Here is a 26,771-nt window from a genome sequence, read left to right as displayed (position 1 = left end):
GTGGGTATCGAGATCCCGAGCGAGGTCACCTGGCTCTTCCCGATCGTGGTCGGGCAGAGCTGGCCGGAGGGTGACGAGACGGCGCTTCGGCGGATGGCCGACGCCTACCGCACTGCCGCCGAAGGCGTGAAGTCCGTCATCGACGAGGGCAACGGCGCGGCGTCCACCGTGGTCTCGAGCCAGACCGGCGAGGCGGTCCAGAAGTTCGAGGAGTACTGGAAGAAGTTCGCCGACGGCGACGAGTCGTACCTGCCGAAGCTGCAGAAGATCTGCGAGCAACTGGCGGAGAGCTGCGACAACACCGCGCTGGAGGTGGAGTACACCAAGCTGTCGATCATCGCGTCGCTGATCGCGCTGGCGATCGAGATCGCCGCGCTGATCGCCGCGGCGTTCGGCACGTTCGGCGCGTCCACGGCGGGTATCCCGATCGCTCAGCAGGCCACGCGGCTGATCGTGCAGTTCACGTTCCGGCAGTTGATCATCGCGATCCTCAAGGAGGTCGCGATCTCGGTCGGCATCGACGCGGCCATCCAGGCCGTGCAGATGGCGCGCGGCGACCGGGAGTCGTGGGACTGGGGCAAGACGACCGAGGCGGCGGTCTCGGGTGCGGTGTCCGGGTTGGTCGGCGGTGTCTCCGGTGGGCTGAAGTTCGAGGGCGGCGGGCTGGCCGGGCAGATGGCCGTCGGCGCAACGCGCGGTGCGGTCGAGGGCGCGGTGTCCACTGTGGGCACGGCGGCGGCGATGGGGCAGGACATCTCGGCGCGGGACGTGCTGATGGGCGCGTCGGCCGGTGCGGTGTCCGGTGGGATCGGTGGGGCGAAGGACGGCATCTCCGTCGAGCCGCCGCGGATCAACGCCGGTGGGCCGGACGGTGGGCCGCCGAACCTCGGGCCGACTCCCGGCGGTGTTCCAGGCGGTGTTCCGGGTGGTTCGCCCGGCGGTGTGCCGGGTGGGACCGGTGGGCCGCAGGTGAACCGTGACGGGTTGAACCGGCCGCCTGGTGGGACGACCGCGGCGTCGTCGGTGGCCGCGCCCCCGGCTCCCGGTCCGACGGTGAGCGCGCCGCCTTCGGTCGGTGGGGACTCTTCGCCCGGTGGGTCTTCGTCCGGTGGTGCTCCGGCGCCTTCGGCCTTTGGTGGGGCTCCTGGCGGGACTTCCGGACGGGGTGGTGCTTCGGTGCCGACGTCGCCTGGTGGTGGGACCGGGCCTTCTATTGGCAGCCGGCTCGGTTCGCCTTCCGGTGGTTCTGCGCCGTCCGGTGGTCCGGCTCCGGCGAGTGCCCCTGGTGGGACTACTCCCGGTGGGTCGGCTTCTCCCGGTGGTTCGGCTGCTCGGATGCCCGGTGGGATGCCGACTGGTGGGTCGATGCCGGGTGGTGCGATGCCGGGTGGTGCGATGCCGGGTGGTCCTGCTGTTGGTGGGGCTGTGCCTGGTGGTTCGTCGTTCGGTGGGAGCACGTCTGGTGGCGGTATGCCTGGTGGGGCTCTGCCTGGTCACGGTGGTGCCACGCCGGGTGGTCCGACGCCGGGTGGTGCGGTTCCCGGTGGGCCTGTGCCTGGCGGTGCTGTGCCGGGTGGGTCGATGCCTGGTGGTGGAGCCACTCCTGGCGGGCCGGTTCCCGGTGGATCGATGCCCGGCGGGGCGATGCCTCACGGTGGGTCGATGCCTCCCGGTGGCGCAGTGCCTGGTGGGGCCATGCCTGGCGGCGTGCCGGGTGGGGCGACCGCTGGTGGGCCTGTGCCCGGTGGTGCGCCCTTGGGCGGCTCGGCGACTGGTGGGCTTGTTGCGGGCGGTGTGATCGCGGGCGGCATGCCTCTTGGCGGGGCTATGCCTGGTGGCTCGACGCCGGGTGGGCCCGCGGCTACTGGTGGGCCTACGCCTGGTGCCGCGCCCACGGCTGCCGCGCCTTCCGGTGGGGCGGCTCCGCCGGCGCCCGCCGGCGGTGGGCAGGCTCCTGGTGCGGGGTCCGCACCTGCTGGAACCGGGACTTCCGGGAACGGCGCTCCGATGGCGGGCGCGGCCGGCGGGGTCGCGCCTCCGGTCGGTGGTGCGCCTGGTGGTGGCGGGGGTGGGCGTGGGCCTGCTGCGCCGCCGGCCAGTGGGTTCACGCCCGATACCTCTTCTCCCGGGCGGGACCAGAACGTTCGTGGGAACGATGCGGTCAACGCGAGTTCGCTGACCGGGATGCCCGTTCAGCCGTTGCACGACGCCGGGCCCGTGCCGATGCCCGAACAGCGTGGTCCCGCGACGACCACGCCGCCGCCGTCGTCGTCCACACCGCAGCCTGGTGGTTTCGGGCCGCAGCCCGGAGGGTTCGGGCCGACCGGTCAGCAACCCGGAGGTCCGGCCGCGCCGGTCCGGCCGGAAGGTTCGGCCCCGGCACGTGCTCCGGAGCCCACGGCGCGACCCGTCGCGGCGTCGCCCACTGCCCCGCCCCGCATTGACGGGCCCGCTCCCGCCTCTCGCGGCACGGACGGTCCGGCTCCCGCGTCGCGTGGCACGGATTCGTCGACTGCTCCGCCTCGCACCGACGCCCCGGCCCCGGCAGCGCGTGGCACCGACGGGCCGACTCCCGGTACGGATCGTCCGACGCCGACCACCGACGCGCCGACGCCAGCGACGGATGGACCGAAGCCGGACAGCCCCACCCCGGACAGCACGGCACCCGACAACACACCCGACAACACACCTGACGGCACGGCACCCGACGGGCCGGCTGACACGGTCGGCGCGCCCGGCGACGAGCACTCCCCGGCGTCCAGCCACGAGTGGCCCGCCGACACCGACGCGGCGGCCGACACCACCACCGACACCGGCACGGATCCGTTCCCCCAGAAGAACGTCTGGAACCTGCCCGCGGGCGTCGTCGAGGGTTTCTCCCAAGACGGCCCCTACCACTCCGTCCACGAGAGCACCGGCCCCACGGACCAGTCCGTCGGCACCTACGACCAGCGCGCCGCCGCCATCATCGAGCCGACCTACCAGCCCTACGGCCCCTACGGCGACTACCAGACCTTCCGCGACGCCCACTCCAAGCCGAACGGCGACATCGCCTGGCCCCCGAACCAGGGCGCGGACGGTCCCCGAGTCGTGGTCGAACTGCCCGCCGGCACCGTGCTCGACCGGTTCGGCAGCCCCAACGGCGATTTCCTCTCACCGCTGCGCCCGGACGGCCAGGCCTACGGGTTCGGCGAGCGCGCGATCATGCCGGACAGCCTCGGCAAGGGCTACCACGTCTACGTCCTGAACGCCCCGCTCACCGTCGAACTCGCCCCGGTCGCCCCCGCGTTCGACCAGAACGGCGGCGCGCGCCAGCTCCAGCCCGTCTTCAACTTCGACCTCGCCGACCCGGCCACCGGCCAGATGAGCGTCCAACGCCTGATCGACATGCGCGTCATGCGCGAGGTCGACGTGCCACCCGCCGACGGCCGCGTGCTGCCGCCCGACTTCGGCACGTTCGACCGCGACGGCAACGTCCTCAGGCCGGACACCGCGAGCGTGGCCGACGCCCAGAACGGCGCGTTCGACAACTACACGCCTGCCGACCCGCCGGCCAACCTCACGCCGAACCCCGAGCTCGGCCCGGTGTCGCACACCGGCCCGGTCCCGCTCGGCGAGGTGTCGCAGCGCGTCGACCAGGCGATCCGCAACAGCCACATCTCCGACTCGGGCGTCGCGTTGCACACCGAGGAACGGTTGCGCGACCTGTCCAGCCGTATCCCGCCGAGCAACAGCCAGGTCGTCCTCGACGTCCACACCGACGGCGACGGCGTCCGCATCGGCGACACGCACTACACCCGCGCCGAGCTGGTCGAGCTCATCACCAACCACCCGGACCTCGCGGGCCGGCCGATCGTGTTCGTCGGCTGCGACGCGGGCGCGGGCGGCGAGAACAGCCTGGCCGCGCACGTGGCACGGGAGACCGGGCAGCGGGTCATCGCGCCGGACAACCTGGCCTGGTCCGACCAGCACGGCAACGTCTACTCCAGTTCGCCGAACGAGGCGGGCGGCCCCAAGATCCCGCCGGACGGCGGCTGGCACGCGTTCGAACCGGACGGCACGCACGCCCCGACCGGCGAGAACGGGATGCCGCCCGGCCACGAGCCCAAGGGCGACCTGGCCGTCACCGACGACCAGGCGCACCGCGGCCGGCAGGACATCGAGCCGCAGGTGCAGCAGCCGTGGGCGGCCCCGGAGACCACGCACGAGCAGAACGTCCGGCTCCGCGACAACGAGTCGTACTTCCGCAGCGGCCAGGACCTGCCGGCCGACACCCGGATCAACATCCGCGGCGAGGACGGCAACGTCCGCACCGTCGTGCACGTGGACGCGAACGGCGCGGTCCACGTCGACGCGATCGCGCCGAACACCCGCCACGGCGACAACCCCGAGGTCAGGCACCCCGCGCCGAACGCCCACTACCGGGTGGAGCTCGGTCAACGCCACGACGTGTTCGTGGCCAACGCCGACGGCACCCGCCAGACCACCCAGGACAGCATCAAGATCGGCGACCGGGTCGTCCCGATCGACCGCACGGTGCTCATCGAGCCGATCCCGGAGCCCGCGAACGGCCGCCAGACCATCGGCGCGGACCACCCGCTGGCACCGCGGCCGAACGAGGCGTTCACCGCCCGCACGGACCTGCCGCCGAACACGCGGATGGAGGTCTACGACACCGAGGGCACCTACCGCGGCACGGTCCAGACCGACGCGGACGGCAAGCCGAAGTGGGTGGCCGCCCCCGACTACCTGTCGACCGACACCCGCAACCCCGAGGTCATGCACACCTCGCAGGGCACGAACTACAACATCGACCGCGGCCCGCTGCACCAGGAGTTCACCACGAACTCCGAGGGCCACCCGCAGAACGCGGTCGAGCGCACCGAGCCGACCACGACCAGGCAGACCCCGGTCGACGACGTCCGGCAGGGCGAGCCGTTCAGCCGACCCGGCCAGGTGCACGACCCGAACACCGAGTACCTGGTCTCCGACGAGCACGGCCGGCGCCGCGGCCGGTTCCTCACCGACGAGTCCGGTCACGTGGTGTTCGAGGACACCCACTCGGGCCAGCGCAGCCGGGTCAACAGCGAGATCACCCAGGCCCCGGCGCACGCGCAGGTCACGTCCGACGGCTTCTACGGCCTCGGCCGCGCCGAGCAGCCCACCCGGAACTGGCCCACGCCGGCCAACGGCGAGGTCCAGCTGGCCGTGCAGCGCACCAAGACCGACAACGGGTACGCGTACTCGGTGAAGGTCGTCAGCGGCGACACCAGCGGCTGGACGCCGGAGCAGCGGGACGCGGTGACGCGACCGTTCAACAACTCCGACCCGTTCGCCGCGCGCACCGACCTGCCGCCGAACACCCGGTTCGTGCTGGACGACCACAAGAAGCAGGGCTACGGCACGTTCCAGACCGGTGACGACGGCTCGGCCTCGCACGTCCACACGTTCCGGCCGTTCAGCCCGGACCTGAACAACCCGCTGCCGAACGCGGTGCTGGTCGCGGACAACGACTCGTGGCGCGGTCGCACGAACGGCGACGGCGAGACGGTCGCCACGACCGGCAGGCCCGACCTCGCGTCGGGTGGCGCGATCCGGCGTGACGGCAGCGCGCAGGTCGAGGTCGGCGGCCACGGCGAGGTCGACGCGGACGGCAATAAGCTGTCCGACGGCGGCCACCACCAGGGCAACGAGACGGGCGGCCCCGGTGAGGCGGCGAACCAGTCGAGCCAGCAGCGCGACGAGAACCAGGGCAACGCGCGCCCGGCGTTCGTCACCGCCGAGACCTGGCACCGGATGGAGCGGGACCGCGCGAAGTTCATGAAATCCGGCGGTACGGTCGAGATGATCGACACGTTCGCACTGCGCGACCCGTTGCAACGCCACCCGCACACCTACCAGACGCGGTGGCGTGTGACGCTCGCCGACGGCACCACCGAGATCTACGTCAGGAGCTACCCGAATGAGCACAACGCAGCCCTCTGGCCGGCCGACTTCTGAGCAGCGCCACGACGAGCTGCTCCAGCACATCGGCGGCATGCTGCTGGACGCTGCTCCGGAGGGCTTCCGGCGGATCGACCTGCTGGTGCGGATGACCGTGGCGGTGCAGGACGCGGCGCTGAAGGTCTACATGCCGGACGGGAGCACCCCCGAGGTGGTCCCGTCGGAGGGGCTGAACGCCGCGTTCCAGGAGATGCGGCAGGTGCTGTACCAGCCGGGCCGCGGCGCGTGGTTCTCGGCGCGGTGCGTGGTCAACGCGCCGGCCCGCATCGACATCACCTACAACTTCGACCACGACCCGCGGTTCGACCCGCCGGTGCCGGCGGCGGACTTCGCCCGTGACCTCCAAGCCTTCCCCCGCGACGAGGCCTACATCCCCGACTGGCTGCGCGCCAAGCTGGTCGAGGCGAGCACGAGCACGAGCGCGAGCGCGAGCGCGAGCACCGAGGAGCAGAACGCATGACCGCACCGCAGTTGGACGTCGAGGACCAGAACGCCATCCTCGGCTCCGTCACCACCCTGCTGGTGCAGCGCCTCCCGGGCGACTGGGAGCAGCTGTTCGTCGACTTCCGGATGATGGGCCGCTACCTGGAGACGCAGGTCTCCGGGCTGACGATGTTCGGCGCGTCGTTCGACTGGGAGCTGCCGCCGGAGGCGCTGCCGTTCTTCGTGCAGCTGCGCGACGGCATGGCGCGGCCGGGTCGCGGCACGTGGTTCTCGATGAAGTTCCACCTCGTGCACCCGGACACGTACTCGGCGGAGTTCGACCGGGACAACGAGCCGGACTGGACGCAGCCGCCCGCTCGGCAGTACTACGCCGAGGAGCTGGAGACCTACCCGCGCGACGACGACGTGATCCCGGCGTGGCTGCGGGAACGCGCGGGGCTGGGCCCGGCGACGGTGAGCGTGTTCGCGGCGCCGTTGTTCGACGGGGTCGACCCGCAGGGCAACCCGGTGCACAATCGGCCGGGCGTGCACCCGCAGGAGCTGGACGACGTGCTCGCCTACCTGGAGAACGCGCCGATCGTGCTGTCCGCGCGGTCCTACGGTCCGGACGCGCTCAAGCCGGACGCGACGCCGTCCGTGCCGCTGTCCTTCCACACCGACGGCACCTGGGTGTGGCCGGGCGGCGTGGCCTACTACCTGCGCAACCACCACGTGCCGCCGGTGCCGCAGCTCGTGCAGCACATCCGGGACAACAACTACACCGTGCCGCAGGTCTCGCCGGAGGCGGAGAACGCGGCGACCGCCGTCGCCACCGGTCAGGCCGAGGGCGCGCCGCTGCCCGAGTACCAGCCGCGGGTGATCCCCGAGGCCGACCAGCACGCGCTCGACCAGCTCAAGGCGCGGCTCGACCACTACGGCGTCCCCGAGTCGCAGTACGGCATCGTCGAGCCGAAGCCCGACGCGTTCGTGATCGAACCCGCGCCCGGCCGGTCCGGTTGGCAGGTCCAGTTCTGGGACGCCAGCCGCGGCCCGCACGGTCGGCCGCGCGTGTACGAGCACGCGGTGGACGCGGCGAAGGTGCTGCTGGCCGAGCTGCTGTGGCGGGCGGACCTGGACCAGGCGCGGGCGGACACGGGTGCCCTGGTGCTGCCGGTCGCGGACATCCAGCCGTTGCCCGACGAGCCGCCGCTGTCGCTGTTCCGGGACCGCGAGAACGTGGTGATCCCGGTCGGCACCGAGCTGGACCGGTTCGGGGCCGAGGCGGGCAACCTCGTCTACGCCGCCGGGACCGTGTTCGGCAACCGATCGTTGCCACCGGATTGGCTGAACCGCCGCTACCACGTGTACCGGGTGCAGAAGCCGGTGCCCGCGCTGAAGGGCGTCGCGGTGCCGTGGTTCGGTCAGGTCGGCGGGGGTACGGGTTACTTCCTGGCGAGCTCCGTTCGTGATCTGTTGGCCGATGGGGCGCTGGTCGAGGTGCCCGCGGCGGCGGTCCAGCCACCCCAACCGGGCGTCTAGTGGCCGTCGCGCCGCGTCATTAGTCCGTTCGGCGCAGCGGGGTACCGTGCGGCCACGGGGAGTCGCGGGGGAAGATGTTGCACGTGTCCGAGCTGAAGCCGCTGAACCCGACCGAGCAGGATGCGCTGGTCAAGCAGATCGGCCTGACGCTGATGAGAGCCGCTCCGGAGGAGTGGCGGCACGTGACGGCGGAGTACCGCGCGACCGGCCGGTACTTCGAGCTGGCCGCCGAGGTGCGGACGGTCGACGGCGCCATGCGCCCGTGGTCGCCGCCGCACGAGGTGGCCGGCTTGTTCTCGCGGCTGCGCGCGGGCATGTACCGGGAGGGCCGTGGCAGCTGGTCCAACGCCCGGTACCAGCTCGACCACCCGTCCAGCTACAACCTGGACTTCGACCGCGCCGAGCCGACCTGGACCACGCCACCGCCGCAGCAGGCGTACCTGGACGAGATGCGGTTCTTCCCGCGCACCGACGAGAACGTGCCGGACTGGCTGCGTCGACGCCTCCAGCAGTCACCGCAGCAGTCACCGCAGCCGCAGCCGCCCCGTGACCAGCCGCAGCCGCCGCGGGCGTTCCGCACGGCCCGGGTGTTCGACGGCGCGGGTCCGGGTGGTCGTCCGTCGGTGAACCGGCCGCCGGTCGACGAGGCGGACCACGACCTGCTGCTGAACTACCTGGACCGGGCGCCGGTCGCGGTGATCGGGCGCGGGTTCGACGCGGACGTGCTGAACCCGGACGCGCCGGCGGTGGTGCCGGTGGCGTTCCAGACCGACGGTCACTGGATCTGGCCCGCCGCGGTCGGCTACTACCTGCGGATCTACGGCGTGCCGCCGGAGCCGGAGCTGGTGGAGCGGGCCAAGGCGCAGGACTTCGTGCTGCCCGAGGTGACCGAGGAGGCACGGGTCGCCGCGGCGGCGAACCTGGGTGCGCCCGCCGCGCCGCAGGGCACCCCGCTGCCGATGGTCGAGCCCGTCGTGACGCCGGTCGAGCCTCCGGTCGAGGTCGGCGCGACGGTACCCGCGCCGCTGCCGGAGCCGGCCGCGGACAGCGCGCCGGAGTCGGCCGAGGAGCACGGCTCGCCGGTGGGCGTCGAGGAGACCGCGAACCTCGCCGAGCTGAAGCCGGACGTCATCGAGTACGCCCAGGAGGGCCCGCCGTACCGGGTGCGGTTCGACGAGGACGGCCCGGTGATCGACGACCGGTACCGGCGTGAGTCCTACGTGGACGGGATGGACCTGTTCGCACCCGCCGCGTACGAGCGGGAGCTGAACGACACCCAGACCTGGAGCCCGTTCGACGAAGAGGAGCCGGACACCGAGCCCGCCGAGGAGACCACCGAGGTCGAGGCGGTCACCGACGAGCCGGCCCACGAGCAGGCCCACGAGCAGCAGGCCTACGAACAGCAGGCCTACGAACAGCCCGCGTACGAGCAGCCGGCCGAGCACGAGCCGCAACCGGTCGAGGAACCGGCCGCCGAGGCCGACGTGCGGCACGAGGCCGACGAAGCCGACGAGGCGGAGGTCACCGCCGAGTTCGAGGTCGACCAGGGCCGGATGTACGCGCCGGAACGGGCCGAGGCGCACTTCACCGAGCAGGACCAGCACGCCGAGCCGCAGTTCACCGGGCACGCCGAGCACACCGAGCACACCGATCCGCACTTCGCGGGGCGGAACGACGAGCAGTTCGCCGAGCACGACGACAACCGCTTCGCCTCGCACTTCGGCGAGGCGAACGAGTCGCAGTTCTCCGAGCCGGGCGGTTCGCCGTTCGGTGACCACGCCGAGCAGGGCGTGGTCGAGCGGGACGAAGCCGGGTTCGACGGGCGAGCCGACGGCCGTGCCGACTCCCGGTTCGAGGAGCACGCCGAGCAGGCGTTCGGCGACCCGAACGAGCCGCCGTTCGGTGAGCAGGACGAGACGAGGTTCGAGTCCCGCGAGGAGTCCCGCGACGAATCGCGGAACGAGTCGCAGTTCGCCGAGCGCAACGAGCGCGCCGAGCGTGACGAGCAGCATTTCGTCGAGCAGGTGCCGCCGCCGTTCGCGGATCAGGCGACCCAGTTCGCCGCCGCGATCGAGCTGTTCGACGACGTGACGCCGACCCCGCCCCCGGCCCCGAGCCTGACCCCGCCGCCACCACCGCCGCCGCCGCCGGCACCGGCACCGGTCCAGCAGCCGAAGCCCGTCGAGCCCCGCCAGGTCACGCCGGACGAGGAGCGCGAGCTGTCCGGCATCCGCCGCGCGCTGGACGAACTCGACGTGCCGCCCGCCGCCTACCGGTTCGGCGAGCCCGCCGACCGCACCTGGCTGCTGCGCACCGAGGGCCAGGACTGGGAGGTGTCGTGGTTCGACCACGGCCCCACGAACCCGGTCCGCTTCGACCGCCTCGACGACGCCGCCGCCTACCTGGTCGGCAAGCTGATGCTGACCAACCGCCGCGCACCCCGCCCGGCCCCGATGCCACCACCGCCGCCCCAGCAGCGCCCGCGTCCGCCGATGAACAACGGGTTCCGCGAGGAACCGCCGCGTCGTCCCGGGCCGCCGCCGCAGCGCCCGCCGGTCGAACCGCCCGCACAGGCCCCGATCCCGGTGCAGGCGGCCCAGTCGTCGGGCGCCGCGACGTCCACCCAGGAGGCCAAGCCCCAGCGGAGCTGGCCGATCAGCCCGATGAACGGCGAACCGCCGCTCACCCTGTTCCGGCACAAGAAGATGGTGGAGCTGCCGCCGGGCATGGAGGTGGACCGCTTCGGCGAGGGCGAGGGCAACCTCGTCTACGCGGCGGGCACCCCGTTCGCCCAGCGCTCGCTGGTGCCGTCCTGGGTCAACCGCCCCTACCACGTCTACCGCCTGCGCCGACCGGTCGAGGTGCTGACCGGTGTCGCGGTGCCGTGGTTCGAGCAGCCCGGCGGCGGCACGGCCTACCTGATGCCGAAGACGATCGACGAGATGATCGCCGACGGTGTGCTGGTCGAGGTCGCCAACCAGGAGGCACCGACCCACTGAGGCCCGAGCCCGCCGGCGCTACTCGACGCGCAACCCGTGCGCGGCGGCGAAGGCGACGGCCGTGTCCAGGTCCACCCGCGCACCGCGCAGGGTGGCCTGGACGAGCCCGTCGGCGTCCAGCCGCGCCCCGCGCAGGTCGGTCCCCTCCAGCCGGCACCCCAGCAACCGGGCGCCGGTCAGGTCGGCCTCGCGCAGGTCCGCGTCGCGCAGGTCGGCGTCCTGCAGGTTGGCCTCGCGCAACCGCATCCCGCGCAGCGACGCCTTCGGCAGCCGTGCGCCGGACAGCCCGGCCAGCGTGAGATCGGTCTCCTCCAACGTGATCGGCCGCATCGCGCAGTCCACGAACGTCGACCCGAGCCACGAGCACGAGGTGAACCTGGTCGACGCGAGCACCGCCCGGTCGAACCGGCACGACCGGAACGCGGTGGCCGTGTGCGAGGACTCGCCCAGGTCGGTCCGGTCGAACGTGCACTCGGTGAACGTGCACCCGGACGTCACCAGCCCCCGCATGTCGGCCTCGGTGAAGTCGCACCCGACGAACGACCGACCCTCCCACTTCTGCCCGTACATGACCGCGTCCGAGTAGTCCTCGCCGATGATGTCCACTGTCACACCTTGTCATCGTTCGCCAGTTGGTAACCTCCGACCTGCCGGGTAACCCGCCCGGTGCGCGGTCCCGGAGTAGAGACCGCCGCTGACAGGTCGTCAGCCTGCCTAGTGGTCGTGCCCGAGGACTGAAGCCACAACATTCGGGAAGGCTCATGACCCGCACGCCCGTGAACGTCACCGTCACCGGTGCGGCCGGCCAGATCGGCTACGCACTCCTGTTCCGCATCGCCTCCGGCCACCTCCTCGGCGCCGATGTCCCGGTCCGCCTCCGCCTGCTGGAGATCCCGCAGGCCGTCAAGGCCGCCGAGGGCACCGCGATGGAGCTGGACGACTGCGCGTTCCCGCTGCTGACCGGTATCGACATCACCGACGACGCCAAGACCGCCTTCGACGGCGTCAACGTGGCGCTCCTGGTCGGCGCCCGCCCGCGCACGAAGGGCATGGAGCGCGGCGACCTGCTGGAGGCCAACGGCGGCATCTTCAAGCCCCAGGGCGAGGCGATCAACGCGGGCGCGGCGGACGACGTGCGCGTGCTGGTGGTCGGCAACCCGGCCAACACCAACGCCCTCATCGCCCAGCAGCACGCGCCCGACGTGCCCGCCGAGCGGTTCACCGCGATGACCCGCCTCGACCACAACCGGGCGCTGTCGCAGCTGGCCAAGAAGCTCGGGGTGTCGGTGACCGACATCAAGAAGCTGACCATCTGGGGCAACCACTCGGCCACCCAGTACCCGGACCTGTTCCACGCCGAGGTCAACGGGCAGATCGCGGCCGAGGCCGTGAACGACCAGGCCTGGCTGGAGAACGACTTCATCCCGACCGTCGCCAAGCGCGGCGCGGCGATCATCGAGGCGCGCGGCGCGTCCTCGGCGGCGTCGGCGGCGAACGCGGCGCTCAACCACGTCTACGACTGGGTGAACGGCACCGCCGAGGGCGACTGGGTCTCCATGGCGATCCCGTCGGACGGCTCCTACGGCGTGCCGGAGGGCCTGATCTCGTCGTTCCCGGTCACCGTGACCGACGGCAAGTACTCGATCGTGCAGGGGCTGGAGATCGACGACTTCTCCCGCGCCCGCATCGACGCCTCCGTGGCCGAGCTGGTCGAGGAGCGCGACGCGGTGAAGGCCCTCGGCCTGATCTGAGCCGTACCTGATCCGAGCCCGTACCTGATCTGAGTCGTACCCCACGAGAGGGCCGCCACCGGTGGCCCTCTCGTGGCATGTTTGGGGTCATGAACCAGTGGCCCGTGCCCACGCCCGACCTGCCCGCCGACGTGCACCCCGCCCTCGCCGCCACCGCGCTCGCCGCCTCCCGCGCCTACGGCGGAGCACGCCGTGAGTTCACCCGCGTGCAGCTGCGCGAGGAGGTCGCCGACGGCGCGGACGGCACGCCGACCATGCGGGTGGACGCGATCGTGGAGGCCGCGATCGCCGAGGCCGCCGCGCAGGCGGGCGCGAACCTGCTGTCCGAGGAGGCCGGGTTCATCGACAACGGTTCGGCCGCCACGCTCGTGATCGACCCGGTGGACGGTTCCGCGAACGCCGCCCTCGGCGTGCCGCTGTCGTGCTTCGCGGGCGCCCTGGTGATCGACGACGAGCCGGTCGAAGCCCTCACCGTCTGGTTCGACACCGGCCGCGCGTGGTCGGCGCACGCGGGCAGGCCCACGCCGTTCCGCACGACCGGCCGCACCGCGCTCAAGGGCGCCTCGGTCTGCATGATGCGGCCGAAGCGGGGCACCGAGGAGGCCTGGATGCGGGTGGCGAACGAGGCCGACCGGGTCCGGATCCTGTCCACGACGTGCCTGGAGACGGCGTTGGTCGCCGAGGGCTCGGTGGACGCCTTCGCGGACCCCGGCTCGGACACCCACCGGCTGATGGACCTCATCGCCGCCCTGGTGACCGTGCCCGCGGCCGGGGGAGCACTGCTGGACCTGCGCGGCCGGCCGTTGACCTTCGACCTGGACCTGTCCCGCCGGTGGTCGGGCATCGCCGCGGCGACGCCCGCGCTGGCCGACGAGTTGATCAGCACGATCCTCGGCTGACTCATTGCCTGCGGCAGGCGGGAGCGTCACCGGGTTGCCGTTTCGCTCACGCCGCCGCGCCGGCGGTCACGCGGATCGGTACCACCGCACGGTTTCCTCGATCGCCTGCTCGTGCGGGGTGACCGGCAGAGGCCCGAACGTGGCCTCGTAGGCGGAGTGGTCCACCACCCACGGGCTGGTCCGCTGGTGGTCCATCTCCCGCGCGCCGCGCAGCCTCTTGTCGAACAGCGCGGTCACGGTGACGGCCGCCGCAGGCAGCCGCATCGGCTTGCGCGCGTTGCCCAGCACCCGTCCGGTCAGCGCGACGAACTCCCGCACGGTCAGCGTCTCGGCGGCCGGCGTGTGCCAGATCCTCCCGTCGGCCCGCTCGTCGTCGCCCAGCACGATCTGCGCCCGCGCGGTGTCGGCGAGGTAGGCGAACGTGTGCGGGATGTCCAGCGACCAGAACCACATCGCCGCCTTGCCCCGGGTCATCGGCTTGATCACCAGCTCGCCGGGCAGCGAGCCGATGCCGCCCGGCCCGTAGTAGTCCGACGACCGGCAGGTCGTGACCGGCACGGACGCCTGCCGCAAGCGCTTGCCCAGCTCGCTGCGCAGCTTCTCCTTGGGGCCGACCGGCCGTTCCGGCGTGGTCTCGTCGAACTGCCCTGACACCGGGCCGTACGCGTACAGGTTGTCCGCGAACACGATCTTGGCGCCCACGGCCTCAGCTGCGGCGATGGTGTTCTCGACCATCGTCGGCAACATCTCCTGCCAGTTCGGGTACGGCACGTTCGCGGCCAGGTGGATCACCGACGCGCCCTCGACGGCCTTGATCGTCGACGCCCGGTCCATGAGGTCGCCGCGCACGTCCTGCGCACCCTCCGGAACTCCACCCGATCGGGTGACAGCCCGGACCTCTCTGCCGGCGGCCACCAGCTGCCGGGTGATCTCGCGCCCGATGCCCCGGCCCGCTCCCAGAACGACCACCGTCATGGCTCCTCCTCGTGTTAGCTTCTTACTGCTGTTAGAAGTTCTAACACAAGTTAGGGTGTGTTTGTCAAGGAGGTCGGGAAGTGGTCAACGTTCGTCGCGAGAGGTTCCGCGAGGAGACGAAGGTCGAAGCCAAGCGCATCGCGCTGGAGCAGTTGGCGGAGCAGGGCATCGCCGGGGTCTCGGTCAACGCCATCGCCAAGCGCATGGGCGTGACGGGTCCCGCGCTCTACCGGTACTTCAAGGGGCGCGACGACCTGCTCAACGAACTCGTCCGGGACGCGTGGCACGACCTCGCGGACGCGGTGGAGGCGGCGGTCGCGGCGTCGGAGGGCGCGGAACCGCCTGATCGGGTGCGTGCGTTCGGGGAGAGTTTCCGGTCGTGGGCCGTCGGCCAGCCGCACCGGTACCTGCTGCTGTTCGGCACGCCGCTGCCGGGCTACCAGGCGCCGGACGACACCATCATGGCCGCGCACCGCACCATGAGCGCGTTCCTGAGCGTGCTACCGCACGAGGGCCGCGCGGGCGCCACGGCTGAGCCGTCCACACTGGACGCTCAGCTCGTGGCGTGGGCGAACTCGCGCGGCGAGGGGGGCGTGCCCCCCGCCGTGCTGCTCACCGGCCTGCGCGGGTTCACCAGGCTGCACGGGGTGCTCAGCCTGGAGGTTTCCGGTCAGTTCGGGCCGATGGGAATCGATCCGGCGCTGCTCTACCGCGTCGAGCTCGAATCCTTGGTCCTGCTGGGTGATTCAGAAGAGGTCCGGGGCTCGACCAGGCTGTCGGGGCCGGGGTAGACCAGCCCTTCGTGGCCGTCGGGGAACCGGACCAGATATGGGGGTGCACCTTCCGTACCGCGGACTTCGAGGATCTCGCCGATCGTGTCGTCGAGACCCACCGTGCGGCTGTGGACGTGCAACCGGTCGCCTACTGTCGCGTGCATCTGCAACACCTCCGGTGCGTCACAGCGTAGGACTGTTCCGAAGGTACCGACAGCCTGACGTTTCCGCTCAGCCGCAGGCGCTTGACAACTTCGCCACCTGGTCCAACTTCTGCTGCGACCAGGTCGCGATGTTGGCCGGGTTCAGGTCTTCCAGCGTCACCTTGGCCATGGTGTCGGAGACGCCGGTGATGGCGTCCTGGAGCGTGGCGTCGCCGGCCTTGGCCGCGAGGTCGTTCAGCTCCTGGGCCTTCTTCTGGGTCTCTTCCAGCGCCTTCTGCGGGTCGGTGGCGTCGGGGGTGAAGCCCGCGAGCTTGAGCGCTTCGATGCACAGCGTTGCCTTGTCCGCGGCCTGGCCGACCTGGTTGGCCGTGTCCGAGGCCTGCTGGACGGCCTCACAGCCGGACACCGCGCCGACGAGCCCCATTGCCAGCAGGAGGGTGGCTACCGGACGACCTGCACGCATGAGGAGCTCCCGTTCTACGTTGACCGTTTCGTCCGACTCTACCGACGCGCGTACAGACGACGCACCACGTCGTCGATTTCAGGCTCGACGACCACCAAATCGTGCACCTCGGCGCGGGCCGCGACGGCCGAGATGAGGGCCGCCGCCGTGGTGTCGGCGCGGCGGAACGTGAGGTGGTGGCGCAGGCCGTTCAGCTCGGTCCGGGTGGTGGTGACGCCGGGCAGGTCGTCCAGGCCCTCGGTCGGCTTCTCCAGGTCCACGACGAGGACGCGTTCCGGGGCGACCTCGGCGCGCAGTTCGTCCAGGGGGCCGTCGGCGAGGACCGTGCCGCGGTCGATCACCACCAGCCGCGGGCACAGCCGCTCGATGTCGTCCAGGTCGTGCGTGGTGAGCAGGAGCGTGGTGCCGCGCTGGGTGTTGAGCTCGGCCAGGAACTCGCGCAGGCGTTCCTTCGACTCCAGGTCGAGGCCGATCGTTGGCTCGTCCAGGACCAGCAGCTCGGGGCCGTGCAGCAGGGCCGCGGTGACCTCGCCGCGCATCCGCTGGCCGAGGGAGAGCTGGCGGACCGGGGTGTCCAGGAACGGGCCGAGTTCGAGCAGGTCGACGCACTCCCGCAGCCGGGTCTCGTAATCGGGCCGCGGCACCCGGTAGATGGCGCGGAGCAGGTCGAAGCTGTCCCGCAGCGGCAGGTCCCACCAGAGCTGGCTGCGCTGGCCGAAGACGACGCCGATCCGCCTGGCCAGGTCCCGCCTGGCCCGTGACGGGTCCACGCCGGACACCCGGACGTGCCCGGAGGTCGGCACCAGGATGCCGGTGAGCATCTTGATGGTGGTGGACTTGCCCGCGCCGTTCGGGCCGACGTAGCCGACGGCTTCGCCCGCCGCGATGTCGAAACTCACCGAGTCCACCGCGCGAACGGTGTGTTTCTTTCGTTTGAAGCGGCCGACTTTCGTGGTGAGCGTGAACTCGCGACGCAGGTCGCGCACCTCGATCATGATCCAGTCCCTCGGTAGTGCCGGACGGCCGTTCGCCAGACGAGGCCCGCGACCACGGCCGCGGCCGCGGCGACCAGCGGTGAGATCCAGCCCAGCAGCGCCGGACCGCCCAACGGGTCGGGGCGGTCCAGCAGGGCGAGGCTCGGGTAGTAGGCGACGAACGCGCCGGGGATGACGAACGCGAAGAAGCGGCGCAGCCACGGACCGTAGACCGTGGTGGGGTAGGAGGTGAACGCGTTGCTGCCGTAGGTGACCGTGTTGGCCAGTTCCTGGCCGTCGACCACCCAGAAGCAGACCGCGTTGGCCACGACCCAGATCGCGGCGAAGATCACCGCGCCGCTGATCGGCGCCACCACGACCAGCAGCGCGGTGAACGGCGACCACGCGATGTCGTTGTGGCTCAGGGCGTACGCCAGCGCCGCGACGCCCCCGACGACCCGGCCGATCTTCCGCAGGTGCAGGTCCGAGGCCATCATCTGGGCGAGCGTGCCCAGCGGGCGGAGCAGGAGGACGTCGAACGTGCCGGTGCGGATGTAGGTCGGCAGTTCGTCCAGCTGGCCCGCGACCATGTCGGCGATGCCGAACGCGGTGCCCGCGATGGCGTACATCAGCACGACCTCGTGGACGGAGAAGCCGCCGAGGGCGCTGATCCGGCTGAAGAGGACGAGGATGATCACCAGTTCGGTGAGCTGCGCGACGGCTTGGGCGACGCACTGCAGGACGAACGAGGTGCGGTAGGACATCTGGCCGCGCAGGCGTGCGCCGACGAGCTTGGCGTAGACGCGTTCAGCCACCCTGGACCACCACCTTGTGCACGGCGCGGCCGAGCAGGACGTGGCCGGCCACGAAGACCGTGACGGCCCAGAACGCCTGGTTGGCCAGGATCGGCCACGGCGAACCGTGTTCGAGGAAGACGTCGATCGGTGCTTGGAGCATGGCGGGGAACGGAGTGGACCAGAGGATGGGCTTCGCCCAGTCGGGGAAGAACGTGAGCGGCACGGACAGGCCGCACAGCAGCCAGGTGGTGACCGTGTAGAGGCTGTGGACGCCCCGGTTGTCGAGCAGCCAGAAGGTGATGGCGTTGACCATGAACCGCATGCCGAAGCTCACCGTCACCGCGAGCAGCGTGCTGACCACGAACAGCGGCACGGCGCTCACGTCCGGCCACCGGAAGGGGAAGAACAGCGCGCCGAAGGCCACGGGCGGCACGAGCCGCACGAGCACCGCGTACCCGGTCCGGCCGAGGTCGTCGGCGAACAGCGCGCGTTGGAGGTGCCAGGGGCGGTAGAGGTCGACCACCACGTCGCCGTTGCGGATGCGCTCGGCGAGGTGTTTGTCGGCGTAGAGGACGACGACGGACATGAGCCCTTGGCCGAGCCACACGTACGTGGCCACGGTGGCGATGTCGTAGCCGACGATGGGGCCCGGCGCGACGGCCACGGCCAGGACAGCCATCCTGAGCAGCCCGAACACGACGTTAGTCGCCATTCCGGCGACCATCGCCTGTCGGTAGGTGGAGTACCTGCGGAATCCGGCCAGCGCTAGACGGGCATAAGCGCGCACGTCTACCCACCCTAGGCACCGGCGGCAACCGATTTATCCGTGTTGAATTGCGCCGTCACGGGGCCGGACCCGCGCGGTCAAACCGAACCGGACCCCCGCGCCGCCAGCCAGCGTTCGGCCCGCTCCCGCAACCCGCCGTCCCGCACGTGCGGCACAACCGGCTCCATGGCACGTGCCACGAGCTTCTGATATCGATCCGGAACGTCGGTCTCCCCCGACACCTCGGCCAACACCTCCGCCGTCAACGCGTCCGGATCCGCCGCCCAAGGCCCCAACGACCGCACCAACCGCGCCCGCAACGCGAACCGGTCCGCGACCGCCCGCGACCGCCGCACCCCGCTCCGCTCACCGCCGTGCGAGGCCGCGAGCGCCACCGCCGCCCACGCCAACCGGTTCGCGGCGGGCCGTTCCTCGTCGTACACCCGGCCCTGCGCCAGCACGCGGACCCACTCCCAGTCGTTGGCGTCGCTCACCGCTGCGCCGCCAGCACTCCGTCGAGCAGACCGGGGTACAGCGTGTCCAGGTCGTCCCGCCGCAGCGAGCTGATCCGCGACGTCCCCTGCGGTCGAACGCGCACCACACCCGCCTCGCGCAACGTCCGCACGTGGTGCGTCAGGGTCGACGCCGTCACACCCAGGTCGAGCACGCCGCACGAAATGCCCTCCTCGTGCGCGGCGAGCGCGCGCACGATCCGGAGCCGCACCGGGTCGGCCAGCGCGTGCAGCACCGACGTTATGCGGATCTCCTCCCGCTCCGGGTGGGCGAGCAAGGTCGTCATACCTCCCATACTACGATGTCGGTCGAATTTTGATGAGTGTCGTAGTACGGTCTCCGTCGAATCAACACTCGATCGGGGGAGCGCGCATGTCCGCCCGCACCTACCTGCTCGCTGCCGGCGCGTTCGCCATCGGCACGAGCGGGTACATCGTCTCCGGCGTGCTGCCCGCCGTGAGCGAGGAACTGCACGTCTCGCACGCCACCGCCGGACAGCTGCTCACCGCGTTCGCCATCGCCTACGCGATCTCGTCACCGCTGCTCGCCGCGCTCACCGGCCGGTGGGAACGCCGCACGCTCCTCGTCACCGCCCTCGGCGTCTCCGCCTTCGGCAACCTGCTCGCCGCGCTCGCGCCCAACTACCCGTTGCTGCTGGTCGCACGGGTCATCAGCGCTCTGGGTGCGGCCGTCTACACACCCGGCGCGACGCTCGTCGCCACCGTCCTCACCCCGCCGGAGCACCGCGGCCGAGCCGTCGCCCTCGTGTTCGGCGGGCTGACGTTGTCACTGATCTTCGGCGTCCCGGCGGGCAACCTGCTCGGCGGACCCCTCGGCTACCAGGGCGTGTTCGCGCTGATCGCGGTCGTCTCGGCACTGGCGGCGGTCGCCGTGCGGCTCTGGCTGCCCCGCGTCGAGGCTCCGGCGGTCGTCCGCCTGCGTGAGCGCTTCGCCCCCGCCGCCGACCGGCGCGTCCTCATGGTGCTCGGGCTGACCGTGCTCGCGTGCCTCTCCGTGTTCAGCGTCTTCAACTACATCGCGCCGCTGCTCACCGAAACGGCCGGCGTGGAAGGTGCCGTGATCAGTGCGCTCCTCGTCGCGTACGGGCTGGGCGGCGCGGTCGGCAACTGGGCCGCGGGCCGCCTCACCGACCGCTTCGACACCCGCAAGCTGCTCGTCGTGCTGTTCAGCTGCTTCACCGTCGTGCTGGCCACGTTGCCGCTGACCACGGCCACCCCGGTGTCGGCCGCCATCGCGCTGTTCGTGTGGGGTGCGCTGACGTGGGCGTCGAACCCGCCGATCCAGAGCTGGCTGATCGAGCTCGCGCCCGCCAACAGCGGCCTGCTGCTGTCGCTCAACGCGTCCGCGATCTACCTCGGCGTCGGCCTGTCCGGCGTGGTCGGCGGACTGGTGATCAGCTGGGTCGGTCTGCTGCCGTTGGCGCCGATCGCCGCGCTGCTCGCGTTGGTGGCGCTGGTGATGCTGATCTTCGCGCTGAAGCCCCAGGCCCCTCAGGACCTTCCGAACCCTCAGGACCCGAACGCGCTGGTGGTGACCTCGCCGACCCCGGGCTCGCTCGCCAAGCAGTGGAAGTAGTTCCGGTCGCCGTCCGCGAACGCCACGGCGGTGATCTCCCACGTCGACGTGTCCACGGTCGGTCGCGTGTTGGCCGTCATGGCCTCGGCCGTGCACACGTTGGCGACTTCCGGCGCCTTCACGAGCTCGTCACTGCCGACCTTGGGGATGGCGCCGGACAGCCAGCCGCCCGCGAACGCCTCCCAGTAGTGCTCGATCGAGCAGTCTCCGGCACGTCGTGCCGTCGCCGGCTGCCCGCCCACGTTGTTGATGCCGTGGTAGCAGGTGGGTTCGGCGACGCAGTAGCCCGTGTCGCAGGCCGCCAGCCGGGGCGGCGTCACGGCGTCCTGCGCGGTGGTGTCGGTGGGGGTGCCCGAGTCGTTGACGCGGGTGCCCGGGGCGCGCGTCGCCCACCACCAGGTACCGGCGGCGACGACCGTCGCCAGCACCGCCGCACCGATCACCAGCGCCCACGGCTTCTTGGCGGGTGGCCGCGTGTGATCGCTGTACCTCGGGGCCGAGTCGTGCCGGGGTGGCGACTGGACGACGTGCGGTGCCGCGCTCTGGCCGGGTGTCCGGCTCAGCTCCTGCCGCAACCGGGCCGCGCTGGGCGTACGACGTGCGACATCCGGTTCCAGCGCCCGCACCAACGTGTCGTGCAGTTCCTGCGGCACACCGGGCACCGGCGGCACGGGCGACCGCAGCACCTCGCCCAGGTGGTCGAACGACTCGACCGGCCACGGCACGGGCCGAGGCGGCTTGCCCGCGAGCAGGTCGTACAGCGTCGCGGCCAGCGCGTAGACATCCCCGGCGGCCGTCGGCTGGGCCATCGCGAACGCCTCGGGCGGCGCGTAGCCGGGGCTCAACGCGTCACGCGTGACCGTGCTGGAGCCCTCGGCGTCCAACAGCGCCGCCAGCCCGAAGTCGGCGAGCTTGGCCGTGCCGTACCGGTCCAGCAGGATGTTGCCGGGCTTGATGTCGCGGTGCAGCACGCCTTCGGCGTGGGCGGCGGCCAACGCGTCCGCCAGCTGCACGCCGAGCTGCCGCACCCGTTCCGCGGACAGCGGCCCGTCACGCCGGATCACGTCGGCCAGCGACCCGCCCGTGCACAGTTCCATGACCAGGTAGGGCGTGCCCTGCGGGGTGAAGTCGGCGTCGTGCACGGAGACGACGTGCGGGTGCCCGGACAGCCGAGCGGCGGCGTGCGCCTCACGCAGGAACCGCCGCCGGTCGCGTTCGGTCTGCAGCACCCGGTTGTCGATCTTGACCGCGACCTCGCGGTTCAGCTGGACCTGGCGGGCGCGGTAGACCGTGGCGAAACCGCCCTGGCCCAGCGGCGTGAGATCGGCGAGTCCCGGCAACTGCACGCCGGGACTCTAGCCGTGCGAGGTCAGTTGATGGTGACAGTCCCGCCGTCGGGTCCGGGCAGTTCGAGCCGTGACTCCGGGCGCGGCCTGTCACCGGGGTAGGTGCTCGAATCGCCGAATCCGGAGGGGCACGTGGCCAGGCCCGGCACCGGCTGCCAGTTGCCACCGGCGGAGAAGTGGGTGGCGCTGACCCAGCCCCAGTAGCCGTTGTCGCTGAGGGTGTAGGCGAACCAGTCGTTCTCGACGGCGCCGTAGTCGATCCGGACCCCGAAGCGGCGCTGGCAGACGAACCAGCTGTTCCCGGCGTACAGGATGCCGTCGACGTTGCCCACCAGCTTGAGGGTGGCGGAGCCGTACATGTACCACGGGTGGTTGGTCCGGTAGATGTGGCAGGTGGCCGTCGAGTACCCGGCGTGCACGCCGGAGGCGTAGCAGGATGCGGCGGCGTTGGCGGTGGCGGGGACGACGGTGGCGGCTGTCAGGCCCAGCGCGAGTGCGATCAAGAACCCTCTGATTCTCACCGGCACTGTCTACCGAACCGCCTGTGTGACCGCCCCTGCTTCACGCCTTGGCGGCGGCTTTGGCGGCTTTCTTGAAGTCCCGCACCTCAAGCAGCGACTTCTGGTCCACGACATCGGCGACACTCCGCCGCGACCCGTCCTCCCCGTACGCCCCGGCGGCCTCCCGCCACCCGTCCGGCCGAACCCCGAACTGCTTGCCCAACAACGCGAGGAAGATCCGAGCCTTCTGCTCCCCGAACCCGGGCAACCCCTTGAGCCGCTTCAACACCACAGCCCCGTCGCCCCCGTCCGCCCAGATCCGCGAAACGTCCCCGTCGTACTCCTCGACCACCGCCTGTGCCAACGCCTGCACCCTCTTGGCCATGGACCCGGGAAACCGGTGCACCGCGGGCGGCGTGGCCATGACCGCCGCGAACGCCTCCGGCTCAGCGTCCGCGATCACCCGGGGCGAGAACGCACCGAGCCGGTCAGCCAACACCTTCGGCCCGCTGAACGCCTTCTCCATCGGGATCTGCTGGTCCAGCATCATGCCGACGAGCAGCGCGAACATGTCCTCGGCGAGCAGTTCGTCCGCCTCGGGGTTCTGGGCCAGGCACACCTTCCGCGTCATGGGCGGAAGCATCCCATGGCGGGTGGGGGATGCCTGCTCTGAGCAAGGGACCCGGATCGGTGGCGGTCAGTTGTCGAACTCCGGGATCAGGTCGCCGATCAGGCGGAGGCTCTGCATGACGTCCTCGTGCTTCAGGCTGCCCACTTGGTGGAAGGCCATCAGGCGGTCGATGCCCAGGTCCGCGTAGGCGCGCAGCTTCTTGCGGCACGTTTCGGGGCTGCCGACGATCAGGGAGTCCTGTTCGTTCAGCGCTTCGAAGATCTCCTCCGGGGCCACGTCGTCGCCTTGCAGGACTCGGCCGATGACCAGCTGGGCGCGGTTCGGGCCGGTGGAGGTCGAGGCTTCCTCGCGGAGGAACTCGCCGGTCAGGCCGCCGCCGGACGGGTCGTTCATCAGTTCCTCTTGGCGTCGGACGGTCTCGACGAAGGCGTCCGCGGCCTCGAAGAAGGTCAGGGCCTTGACCGTGTACCAGGCCGCCGCCGCGACGGCGCCGTTGCGGATCGCCTTCTCGTCGGTCTCGGCGCAGTGCACGAACGTGAAGAACGCGACCTGGTTGTTGACGTACGAGCCGACCGGGGACGTGCAGGCGTCCGCCGCGGCGCGGTAGAGGGCGATCATGCGGCGCACGCGTTCGACGGACTCCCAGATGGTCGTCCCCAGGACACCGACGCCTCGGCGCCCCGCCTCCTCGAACGACGCCGGGCTCGCCGCGGCCTGCCAGAGCGGCGGGTGGGGTTTCTGGAGCGGCTTGGGCACGATCGGCACGTCGTGGATCTCGAAGTCCTCGCTGGAGTGCGAGAAGCGCTCCGACGTCCACATCCGCGGGATCATCTCGAACGCCTGCTGGGTCTGCCTGCGCGCGTCCGCCGGGTCGATGCCGAACAGCCGCCACTCCGGCGCCGTCGACCTGGTCAGGCCTAACTCCAGCCTGCCGCCGCTGAGGTGGTCCAGCACGGCGGCACGCTCGGCTACCCGGATCGGGTGGTTGAACGCCGCCGGCGCGAGGACCGCGGAGTGGCCGAGCCGGATGCGGGACGTCTGCTGCGAGATCGCCGCCAGCATCAGCTCGGGCGCGGACGACAGGCTGAACTCGTCCGCACCGTGGTGCTCGACCTGCCACCAGCAGCCGTAGCCGAGCGAATCGGCCAGCCGCGCCTGCTCCAACGCCTCCGTGATGCGCGCGTTCTGGTGCCCCTCCTGCCACGGGCGCGGGTCCTGGACCTCGTTGAAGACGTCGACCTTCATCCGCCCCGCTCCTCCCCGGTGGATTCGCCGAAACGTAGCCCTCCGGCGGGCCGGCTGACATGAGCCATTCGGTTGACCGAGACGGTTGATCGCAACCGGGCGATCACCGCCGGGCGGTCACTGCCGGACGATCGGCACGACCTGCCCGATGAGCAGGCGCAACGCCTCCCGGTCCACCGTGGCCGGGTCCTCGGCCAGCCAGTCGCCGATCTCCTCGACGAACTGCGCGGGCGTCATCGGCGGCACGACGGCGTCCGCCGGTTGTTCGGTGGTCACCTCACCGGCGCGGCTCGGGTACACCAGCAGCGCGGTCCGGATGTCCAGCCAGGGCAGCAGTTTCCGGTACACCGCGAGGCTGCGCGGCATCCGCATACCGCCGCCCCGGAACGGGTGGCCGTTGCGCCACACGGTTCCGTCGTCCTCGGCCTCGTAGTGCCCCGGCAGCCACGACTTCGACTCGATCAGCACCAGCCGCCGCCCGCACAGCACGGCGTGGTCGACGTCGGCGAACACCGAACCCGGCCAGGCCAGCCCGTGGAAGATCCGCACGCCGGGCAGTCGGGTCAGGTACTGGCTGAGCAGGTCGGCGGTGAGCCGTTCGCAGACCCGGTCGTCGGTGGTCCCGTGCACCACGCCGGTGTCGTGGTCCTGTGTGAACGACCGGTCGGTCCGGATCGCCGAGAGGTACCGCCGCACCAACCGGAACGCCACGGCCGCCGCGGCGGCGATGAGAAGCAGCCACACGCCCAACGCGAGCGGCGAGAAGTCCAACACGACCACGGGCAGCAGGAGGAAGAACCAGCCGCACATGGCGGCCAACGCGGGCGCGTGGCCGGGACCGACGGCCGGCACGTACCGGACCCGCTGCGCCACGTCGACCAGGTGCCACCACGCGAGGCCCCCGAGATCGACCGCGGGCTTCGGAGGTACGAAGTCGGGATCTTCGCCGAAGTTGCGCAACCGACCGGTCCTGCCGGAGCGCGGCGGACGGGTCGGCGACGTCGGACGTGCACCCGGTCGGGTGAACCCCCACCCCCGGTCGTAATCACGTCTTCGGGAGGGGTCACGCAGGGTGTCATATGCCTCTTGCAGCATGCGGAAGGTGCCCGAGGACCCACCCGCGTCGGGGTGCATGACCTTCGCCAGGGAGCGGTAAGCGGATTTGATCTCCGCCTCGGACGCGTCGCGACCGACCCCGAGGAGTTCGTAGTAGTCGACCCCGCGCACGCGGCAGACCTTAGCGGCACTGTCGACGGGCCCGTGGTCATGGTTAGTGTTGGGGCAAGAGCCCGGTAGCGCAGTGGTTGTCGCGCCCCCTGCACGGGGGGAGGACGCCGGTTCGAATCCGGCCCGGCTCGGGACCATGTAGCGCAGTGGTTGACGCGCCCTCCTGCGTGGGGGGAGTACGCCGGTTCGAGTCCGGCCTGGTCCGCTCGGCGTGTCCGCAGCGCATGTGTCCGCGGCGGCACGTGTCTGCGGCGCGTGCTGTGGCATGGGATCGCTGGAGCGGTTGCGGGAGCTGTGCCCGGGGGTCGCGGAGGTCGTCCGGGACGCCTACTGCCAGGTCGCACCGGAACGACTCGTCGCACTGCTGGAGTAACCCGAGTTGCCGGGGTCCACCGGCAGGCGCAGGCTTCGCCCATGGCGACTTGCGACGTCTGCGGCAACGACTACTGGATGGCCTTCGAGGTCCGCACGGTCGGCGGTGGTGTGTACACGTTCGACAGCTTCGAGTGCGCGATCCAACGCCTGGCCCCGCGCTGCGAGCACTGCGACTGCCGCATCCTCGGCCACGGCGTCGAGGTGCAGGGCCGGTTCTTCTGCTGCGCGCACTGCGCGCGCAGCGCGGACAGCCTCGGGGCGGAGATCAGGGACACCGTCGGCTCGCACCCGGGTTGAACCGCAGCCCGGCGTCAACCGCGGTTCAGCGTCAACCGCAGTTCAGCACCAGGCGACCGTTGACGAACCTCGGCTGGAGGTCGCCGCGCGCGTCCACGCTCTTGATGCCGTGCGGCAGGACCTCTTCGATCGCGCTGAACGCGATGATGTCCGACACGCCGTAGCGACCGCGCAGCGTGCGCTGGCCGGGGAACCGCAGGGCCCGGCCCTCACGCCGGTCGCGGTGGGCCAACGCCGCGCACAGCGCGCCGCGGGTGAGCGATTCGGGTCCGGCGAGCCGTTGCAGGGAGCCGTTGTGCACGGCCACGCCGTAGCCGCGTTCGAGCAGCGTCGACACGGTGTTCTCCGACGGCTCGTCGGTGAGCCGGAACGACAGCGCGTGCCCGCCTTCCACGTCGTGCACGCACACGACCTGGGCGTGGAAGAGCAGCGTCTCGTAGAGCGACACCGCGACGGTGTCGGCGGTCACAGGATCCTCATGACCGGCGTTCAGGCCGAGCCAGGTGGTCATCAGG

The 26,771-nt window shown here is 71.4% G+C and carries 24 protein-coding genes and 2 tRNA genes; 11 read left to right on the top strand and 15 right to left on the bottom strand.

Annotated elements, in window-relative coordinates; translation table 11 throughout:
• The 4 genes from FM051_RS53185 (at position 1) to FM051_RS50555 (ending at position 10,964) form a co-directional block, all read left to right on the top strand.
• The gene (locus tag FM051_RS53185) at positions 1 to 6,000 is read left to right on the top strand and encodes a WXG100-like domain-containing protein (RefSeq protein ID WP_158844602.1); all 6,000 of its coding nucleotides are present in this window, start codon (positions 1 to 3) and stop codon (positions 5,998 to 6,000) included.
• Positions 5,963 to 6,463: a hypothetical protein gene (locus tag FM051_RS18295; RefSeq protein WP_158844599.1), complete on the top strand. Its 501-nt coding sequence runs from the start codon at positions 5,963 to 5,965 to the stop codon at positions 6,461 to 6,463. The genes FM051_RS53185 and FM051_RS18295 overlap by 38 nt, the downstream gene beginning before the upstream one ends.
• On the top strand, positions 6,460 to 7,965 hold the full coding sequence (locus tag FM051_RS18290) for a TNT domain-containing protein (protein ID WP_158844596.1): 1,506 nt from the start codon (positions 6,460 to 6,462) through the stop codon (positions 7,963 to 7,965). Before FM051_RS18295 ends, FM051_RS18290 begins: the two co-directional genes overlap by 4 nt.
• A gap of 83 nt (positions 7,966 to 8,048) precedes the next feature.
• Positions 8,049 to 10,964, top strand: coding sequence for a TNT domain-containing protein (locus FM051_RS50555; RefSeq protein ID WP_238412472.1), 2,916 nt, complete (start codon positions 8,049 to 8,051; stop codon positions 10,962 to 10,964).
• Positions 10,965 to 10,982: 18 nt separating this feature from the next.
• Here the strand turns inward: FM051_RS50555 and FM051_RS18280 are convergent, their stop codons facing one another.
• The gene (locus FM051_RS18280; RefSeq protein WP_158845325.1) at positions 10,983 to 11,534 is read right to left on the bottom strand and encodes a pentapeptide repeat-containing protein; all 552 of its coding nucleotides are present in this window, start codon (positions 11,532 to 11,534) and stop codon (positions 10,983 to 10,985) included.
• 191 nt (positions 11,535 to 11,725) lie between these two features.
• Between FM051_RS18280 and FM051_RS18275 the strand changes: the two genes are divergently transcribed.
• Together FM051_RS18275 and FM051_RS18270 are read left to right on the top strand one after the other, a co-directional pair.
• Positions 11,726 to 12,715 carry a malate dehydrogenase gene (locus FM051_RS18275; protein WP_158844593.1) on the top strand — a complete coding sequence of 330 codons (990 nt, stop codon included), beginning with the start codon at positions 11,726 to 11,728 and terminating at the stop codon, positions 12,713 to 12,715.
• Between the two features lie 89 nt (positions 12,716 to 12,804).
• Positions 12,805 to 13,614, top strand: coding sequence for an inositol monophosphatase family protein (locus tag FM051_RS18270; RefSeq protein ID WP_202918902.1), 810 nt, complete (start codon positions 12,805 to 12,807; stop codon positions 13,612 to 13,614).
• Between the two features lie 66 nt (positions 13,615 to 13,680).
• Here FM051_RS18270 and FM051_RS18265 read toward each other — a convergent pair whose 3' ends face one another.
• Positions 13,681 to 14,589: an NAD-dependent epimerase/dehydratase family protein gene (locus tag FM051_RS18265; RefSeq protein ID WP_158844587.1), complete on the bottom strand. Its 909-nt coding sequence runs from the start codon at positions 14,587 to 14,589 to the stop codon at positions 13,681 to 13,683.
• Positions 14,590 to 14,669: 80 nt separating this feature from the next.
• Between FM051_RS18265 and FM051_RS18260 the strand changes: the two genes are divergently transcribed.
• Entirely contained in the window at positions 14,670 to 15,380 is a 711-nt protein-coding gene (locus tag FM051_RS18260; protein WP_158844584.1) for a TetR/AcrR family transcriptional regulator, read from the top strand.
• On the opposite strand, the gene FM051_RS18255 is transcribed toward FM051_RS18260, so the two are convergent.
• From FM051_RS18255 to FM051_RS18225, 7 genes are all read right to left on the bottom strand, one after another.
• On the bottom strand, positions 15,296 to 15,526 hold the full coding sequence (locus FM051_RS18255; RefSeq protein WP_158844581.1) for a DUF1918 domain-containing protein: 231 nt from the start codon (positions 15,524 to 15,526) through the stop codon (positions 15,296 to 15,298). The genes FM051_RS18260 and FM051_RS18255 overlap by 85 nt on opposite strands.
• A gap of 67 nt (positions 15,527 to 15,593) precedes the next feature.
• Complete coding sequence (locus FM051_RS18250) at positions 15,594 to 15,989, bottom strand: bacteriophage spanin2 family protein (RefSeq protein ID WP_158844578.1); 396 nt, start codon at positions 15,987 to 15,989, stop codon at positions 15,594 to 15,596.
• Positions 15,990 to 16,027: 38 nt separating this feature from the next.
• Complete coding sequence (locus tag FM051_RS18245; protein ID WP_158844575.1) at positions 16,028 to 16,984, bottom strand: ABC transporter ATP-binding protein; 957 nt, start codon at positions 16,982 to 16,984, stop codon at positions 16,028 to 16,030.
• Positions 16,981 to 17,778: an ABC transporter permease gene (locus FM051_RS18240; RefSeq protein WP_158844572.1), complete on the bottom strand. Its 798-nt coding sequence runs from the start codon at positions 17,776 to 17,778 to the stop codon at positions 16,981 to 16,983. Before FM051_RS18240 ends, FM051_RS18245 begins: the two co-directional genes overlap by 4 nt.
• Positions 17,771 to 18,472 (bottom strand): ABC transporter permease, encoded by a 702-nt coding sequence (locus FM051_RS18235; protein ID WP_238412470.1) that lies wholly within the window; start codon positions 18,470 to 18,472, stop codon positions 17,771 to 17,773. Before FM051_RS18235 ends, FM051_RS18240 begins: the two co-directional genes overlap by 8 nt.
• Before the next feature lie 152 nt (positions 18,473 to 18,624).
• The gene (locus FM051_RS18230; protein ID WP_158844567.1) at positions 18,625 to 19,020 is read right to left on the bottom strand and encodes a hypothetical protein; all 396 of its coding nucleotides are present in this window, start codon (positions 19,018 to 19,020) and stop codon (positions 18,625 to 18,627) included.
• The gene (locus FM051_RS18225) at positions 19,017 to 19,334 is read right to left on the bottom strand and encodes an ArsR/SmtB family transcription factor (RefSeq protein WP_420803604.1); all 318 of its coding nucleotides are present in this window, start codon (positions 19,332 to 19,334) and stop codon (positions 19,017 to 19,019) included. The genes FM051_RS18230 and FM051_RS18225 overlap by 4 nt, the downstream gene beginning before the upstream one ends.
• Positions 19,335 to 19,411: 77 nt before the next feature.
• Here FM051_RS18225 and FM051_RS18220 point away from each other — a divergent pair, with 77 nt between their 5' ends.
• Positions 19,412 to 20,635: an MFS transporter gene (locus FM051_RS18220; RefSeq protein WP_158844562.1), complete on the top strand. Its 1,224-nt coding sequence runs from the start codon at positions 19,412 to 19,414 to the stop codon at positions 20,633 to 20,635.
• Here FM051_RS18220 and FM051_RS18215 read toward each other — a convergent pair.
• The 5 genes from FM051_RS18215 to FM051_RS18195 form a co-directional block, all read right to left on the bottom strand.
• Positions 20,569 to 21,981: a serine/threonine-protein kinase gene (locus FM051_RS18215; protein ID WP_158844559.1), complete on the bottom strand. Its 1,413-nt coding sequence runs from the start codon at positions 21,979 to 21,981 to the stop codon at positions 20,569 to 20,571. The two genes, FM051_RS18220 and FM051_RS18215, sit on opposite strands and share 67 nt — an antisense overlap.
• A 23-nt stretch (positions 21,982 to 22,004) precedes the next feature.
• A complete protein-coding gene (locus tag FM051_RS18210) occupies positions 22,005 to 22,502 on the bottom strand; it encodes a hypothetical protein (protein WP_158844556.1) in 498 nt (165 codons plus the stop codon).
• Positions 22,503 to 22,542: 40 nt separating this feature from the next.
• A complete protein-coding gene (locus FM051_RS18205; protein WP_202918901.1) occupies positions 22,543 to 23,112 on the bottom strand; it encodes an HhH-GPD-type base excision DNA repair protein in 570 nt (189 codons plus the stop codon).
• Between the two features lie 66 nt (positions 23,113 to 23,178).
• Entirely contained in the window at positions 23,179 to 24,357 is a 1,179-nt protein-coding gene (locus FM051_RS18200; protein WP_158844550.1) for an LLM class flavin-dependent oxidoreductase, read from the bottom strand.
• 117 nt (positions 24,358 to 24,474) lie between these two features.
• On the bottom strand, positions 24,475 to 25,584 hold the full coding sequence (locus FM051_RS18195; RefSeq protein ID WP_158844547.1) for a J domain-containing protein: 1,110 nt from the start codon (positions 25,582 to 25,584) through the stop codon (positions 24,475 to 24,477).
• Between the two features lie 58 nt (positions 25,585 to 25,642).
• Between FM051_RS18195 and FM051_RS18190 the strand changes: the two genes are divergently transcribed.
• The 3 genes from FM051_RS18190 to FM051_RS18180 all read left to right on the top strand — a co-directional run bounded on the left by FM051_RS18190 (position 25,643) and on the right by FM051_RS18180 (position 26,256).
• A tRNA-Cys gene (locus FM051_RS18190) sits at positions 25,643 to 25,715 on the top strand.
• A tRNA-Arg gene (locus tag FM051_RS18185) sits at positions 25,716 to 25,789 on the top strand.
• A 209-nt stretch (positions 25,790 to 25,998) separates the two neighbouring features.
• Positions 25,999 to 26,256 carry a Prokaryotic metallothionein gene (locus tag FM051_RS18180; RefSeq protein WP_158844544.1) on the top strand — a complete coding sequence of 86 codons (258 nt, stop codon included), beginning with the start codon at positions 25,999 to 26,001 and terminating at the stop codon, positions 26,254 to 26,256.
• A 31-nt stretch (positions 26,257 to 26,287) separates the two neighbouring features.
• Here the strand turns inward: FM051_RS18180 and FM051_RS18175 are convergent, their stop codons facing one another.
• Entirely contained in the window at positions 26,288 to 26,767 is a 480-nt protein-coding gene (locus FM051_RS18175; protein WP_158844541.1) for a hypothetical protein, read from the bottom strand.
• Between the last annotated feature and the right edge of the window lie 4 nt (positions 26,768 to 26,771).

Origin of the sequence: Saccharothrix deserti (assembly GCF_009769385.1) — a bacterium.
In the GTDB taxonomy this organism is placed as follows: Bacteria; Actinomycetota; Actinomycetes; order Mycobacteriales; family Pseudonocardiaceae; genus Actinosynnema; species Actinosynnema deserti.
This window is presented reverse-complemented; position numbering and strand designations above follow the sequence as displayed.

Excerpts from the sequence above, each read along its gene's own strand:
- FM051_RS18295 (WP_158844599.1), top strand. The coding sequence starts at position 5,963 with ATGAGCACAACGCAGCCCTCTGGCCGGCCGACTTCTGAGCAGCGCCAC.
- FM051_RS18290 (WP_158844596.1), top strand. The coding sequence starts at position 6,460 with ATGACCGCACCGCAGTTGGACGTCGAGGACCAGAACGCCATCCTCGGC.
- FM051_RS18280 (WP_158845325.1), bottom strand. The coding sequence starts at position 11,534 with ATGTACGGGCAGAAGTGGGAGGGTCGGTCGTTCGTCGGGTGCGACTTC.
- FM051_RS18275 (WP_158844593.1), top strand. The coding sequence starts at position 11,726 with ATGACCCGCACGCCCGTGAACGTCACCGTCACCGGTGCGGCCGGCCAG.
- FM051_RS18270 (WP_202918902.1), top strand. The coding sequence starts at position 12,805 with ATGAACCAGTGGCCCGTGCCCACGCCCGACCTGCCCGCCGACGTGCAC.
- FM051_RS18265 (WP_158844587.1), bottom strand. The coding sequence starts at position 14,589 with ATGACGGTGGTCGTTCTGGGAGCGGGCCGGGGCATCGGGCGCGAGATC.
- FM051_RS18255 (WP_158844581.1), bottom strand. The coding sequence starts at position 15,526 with ATGCACGCGACAGTAGGCGACCGGTTGCACGTCCACAGCCGCACGGTG.
- FM051_RS18250 (WP_158844578.1), bottom strand. The coding sequence starts at position 15,989 with ATGCGTGCAGGTCGTCCGGTAGCCACCCTCCTGCTGGCAATGGGGCTC.
- FM051_RS18245 (WP_158844575.1), bottom strand. The coding sequence starts at position 16,984 with ATGATCGAGGTGCGCGACCTGCGTCGCGAGTTCACGCTCACCACGAAA.
- FM051_RS18235 (WP_238412470.1), bottom strand. The coding sequence starts at position 18,472 with ATGGCGACTAACGTCGTGTTCGGGCTGCTCAGGATGGCTGTCCTGGCC.
- FM051_RS18225 (WP_420803604.1), bottom strand. The coding sequence starts at position 19,334 with ATGGGAGGTATGACGACCTTGCTCGCCCACCCGGAGCGGGAGGAGATC.
- FM051_RS18220 (WP_158844562.1), top strand. The coding sequence starts at position 19,412 with ATGTCCGCCCGCACCTACCTGCTCGCTGCCGGCGCGTTCGCCATCGGC.
- FM051_RS18205 (WP_202918901.1), bottom strand. The coding sequence starts at position 23,112 with ATGACGCGGAAGGTGTGCCTGGCCCAGAACCCCGAGGCGGACGAACTG.
- FM051_RS18200 (WP_158844550.1), bottom strand. The coding sequence starts at position 24,357 with ATGAAGGTCGACGTCTTCAACGAGGTCCAGGACCCGCGCCCGTGGCAG.
- FM051_RS18180 (WP_158844544.1), top strand. The coding sequence starts at position 25,999 with ATGGCGACTTGCGACGTCTGCGGCAACGACTACTGGATGGCCTTCGAG.
- FM051_RS18175 (WP_158844541.1), bottom strand. The coding sequence starts at position 26,767 with ATGACCACCTGGCTCGGCCTGAACGCCGGTCATGAGGATCCTGTGACC.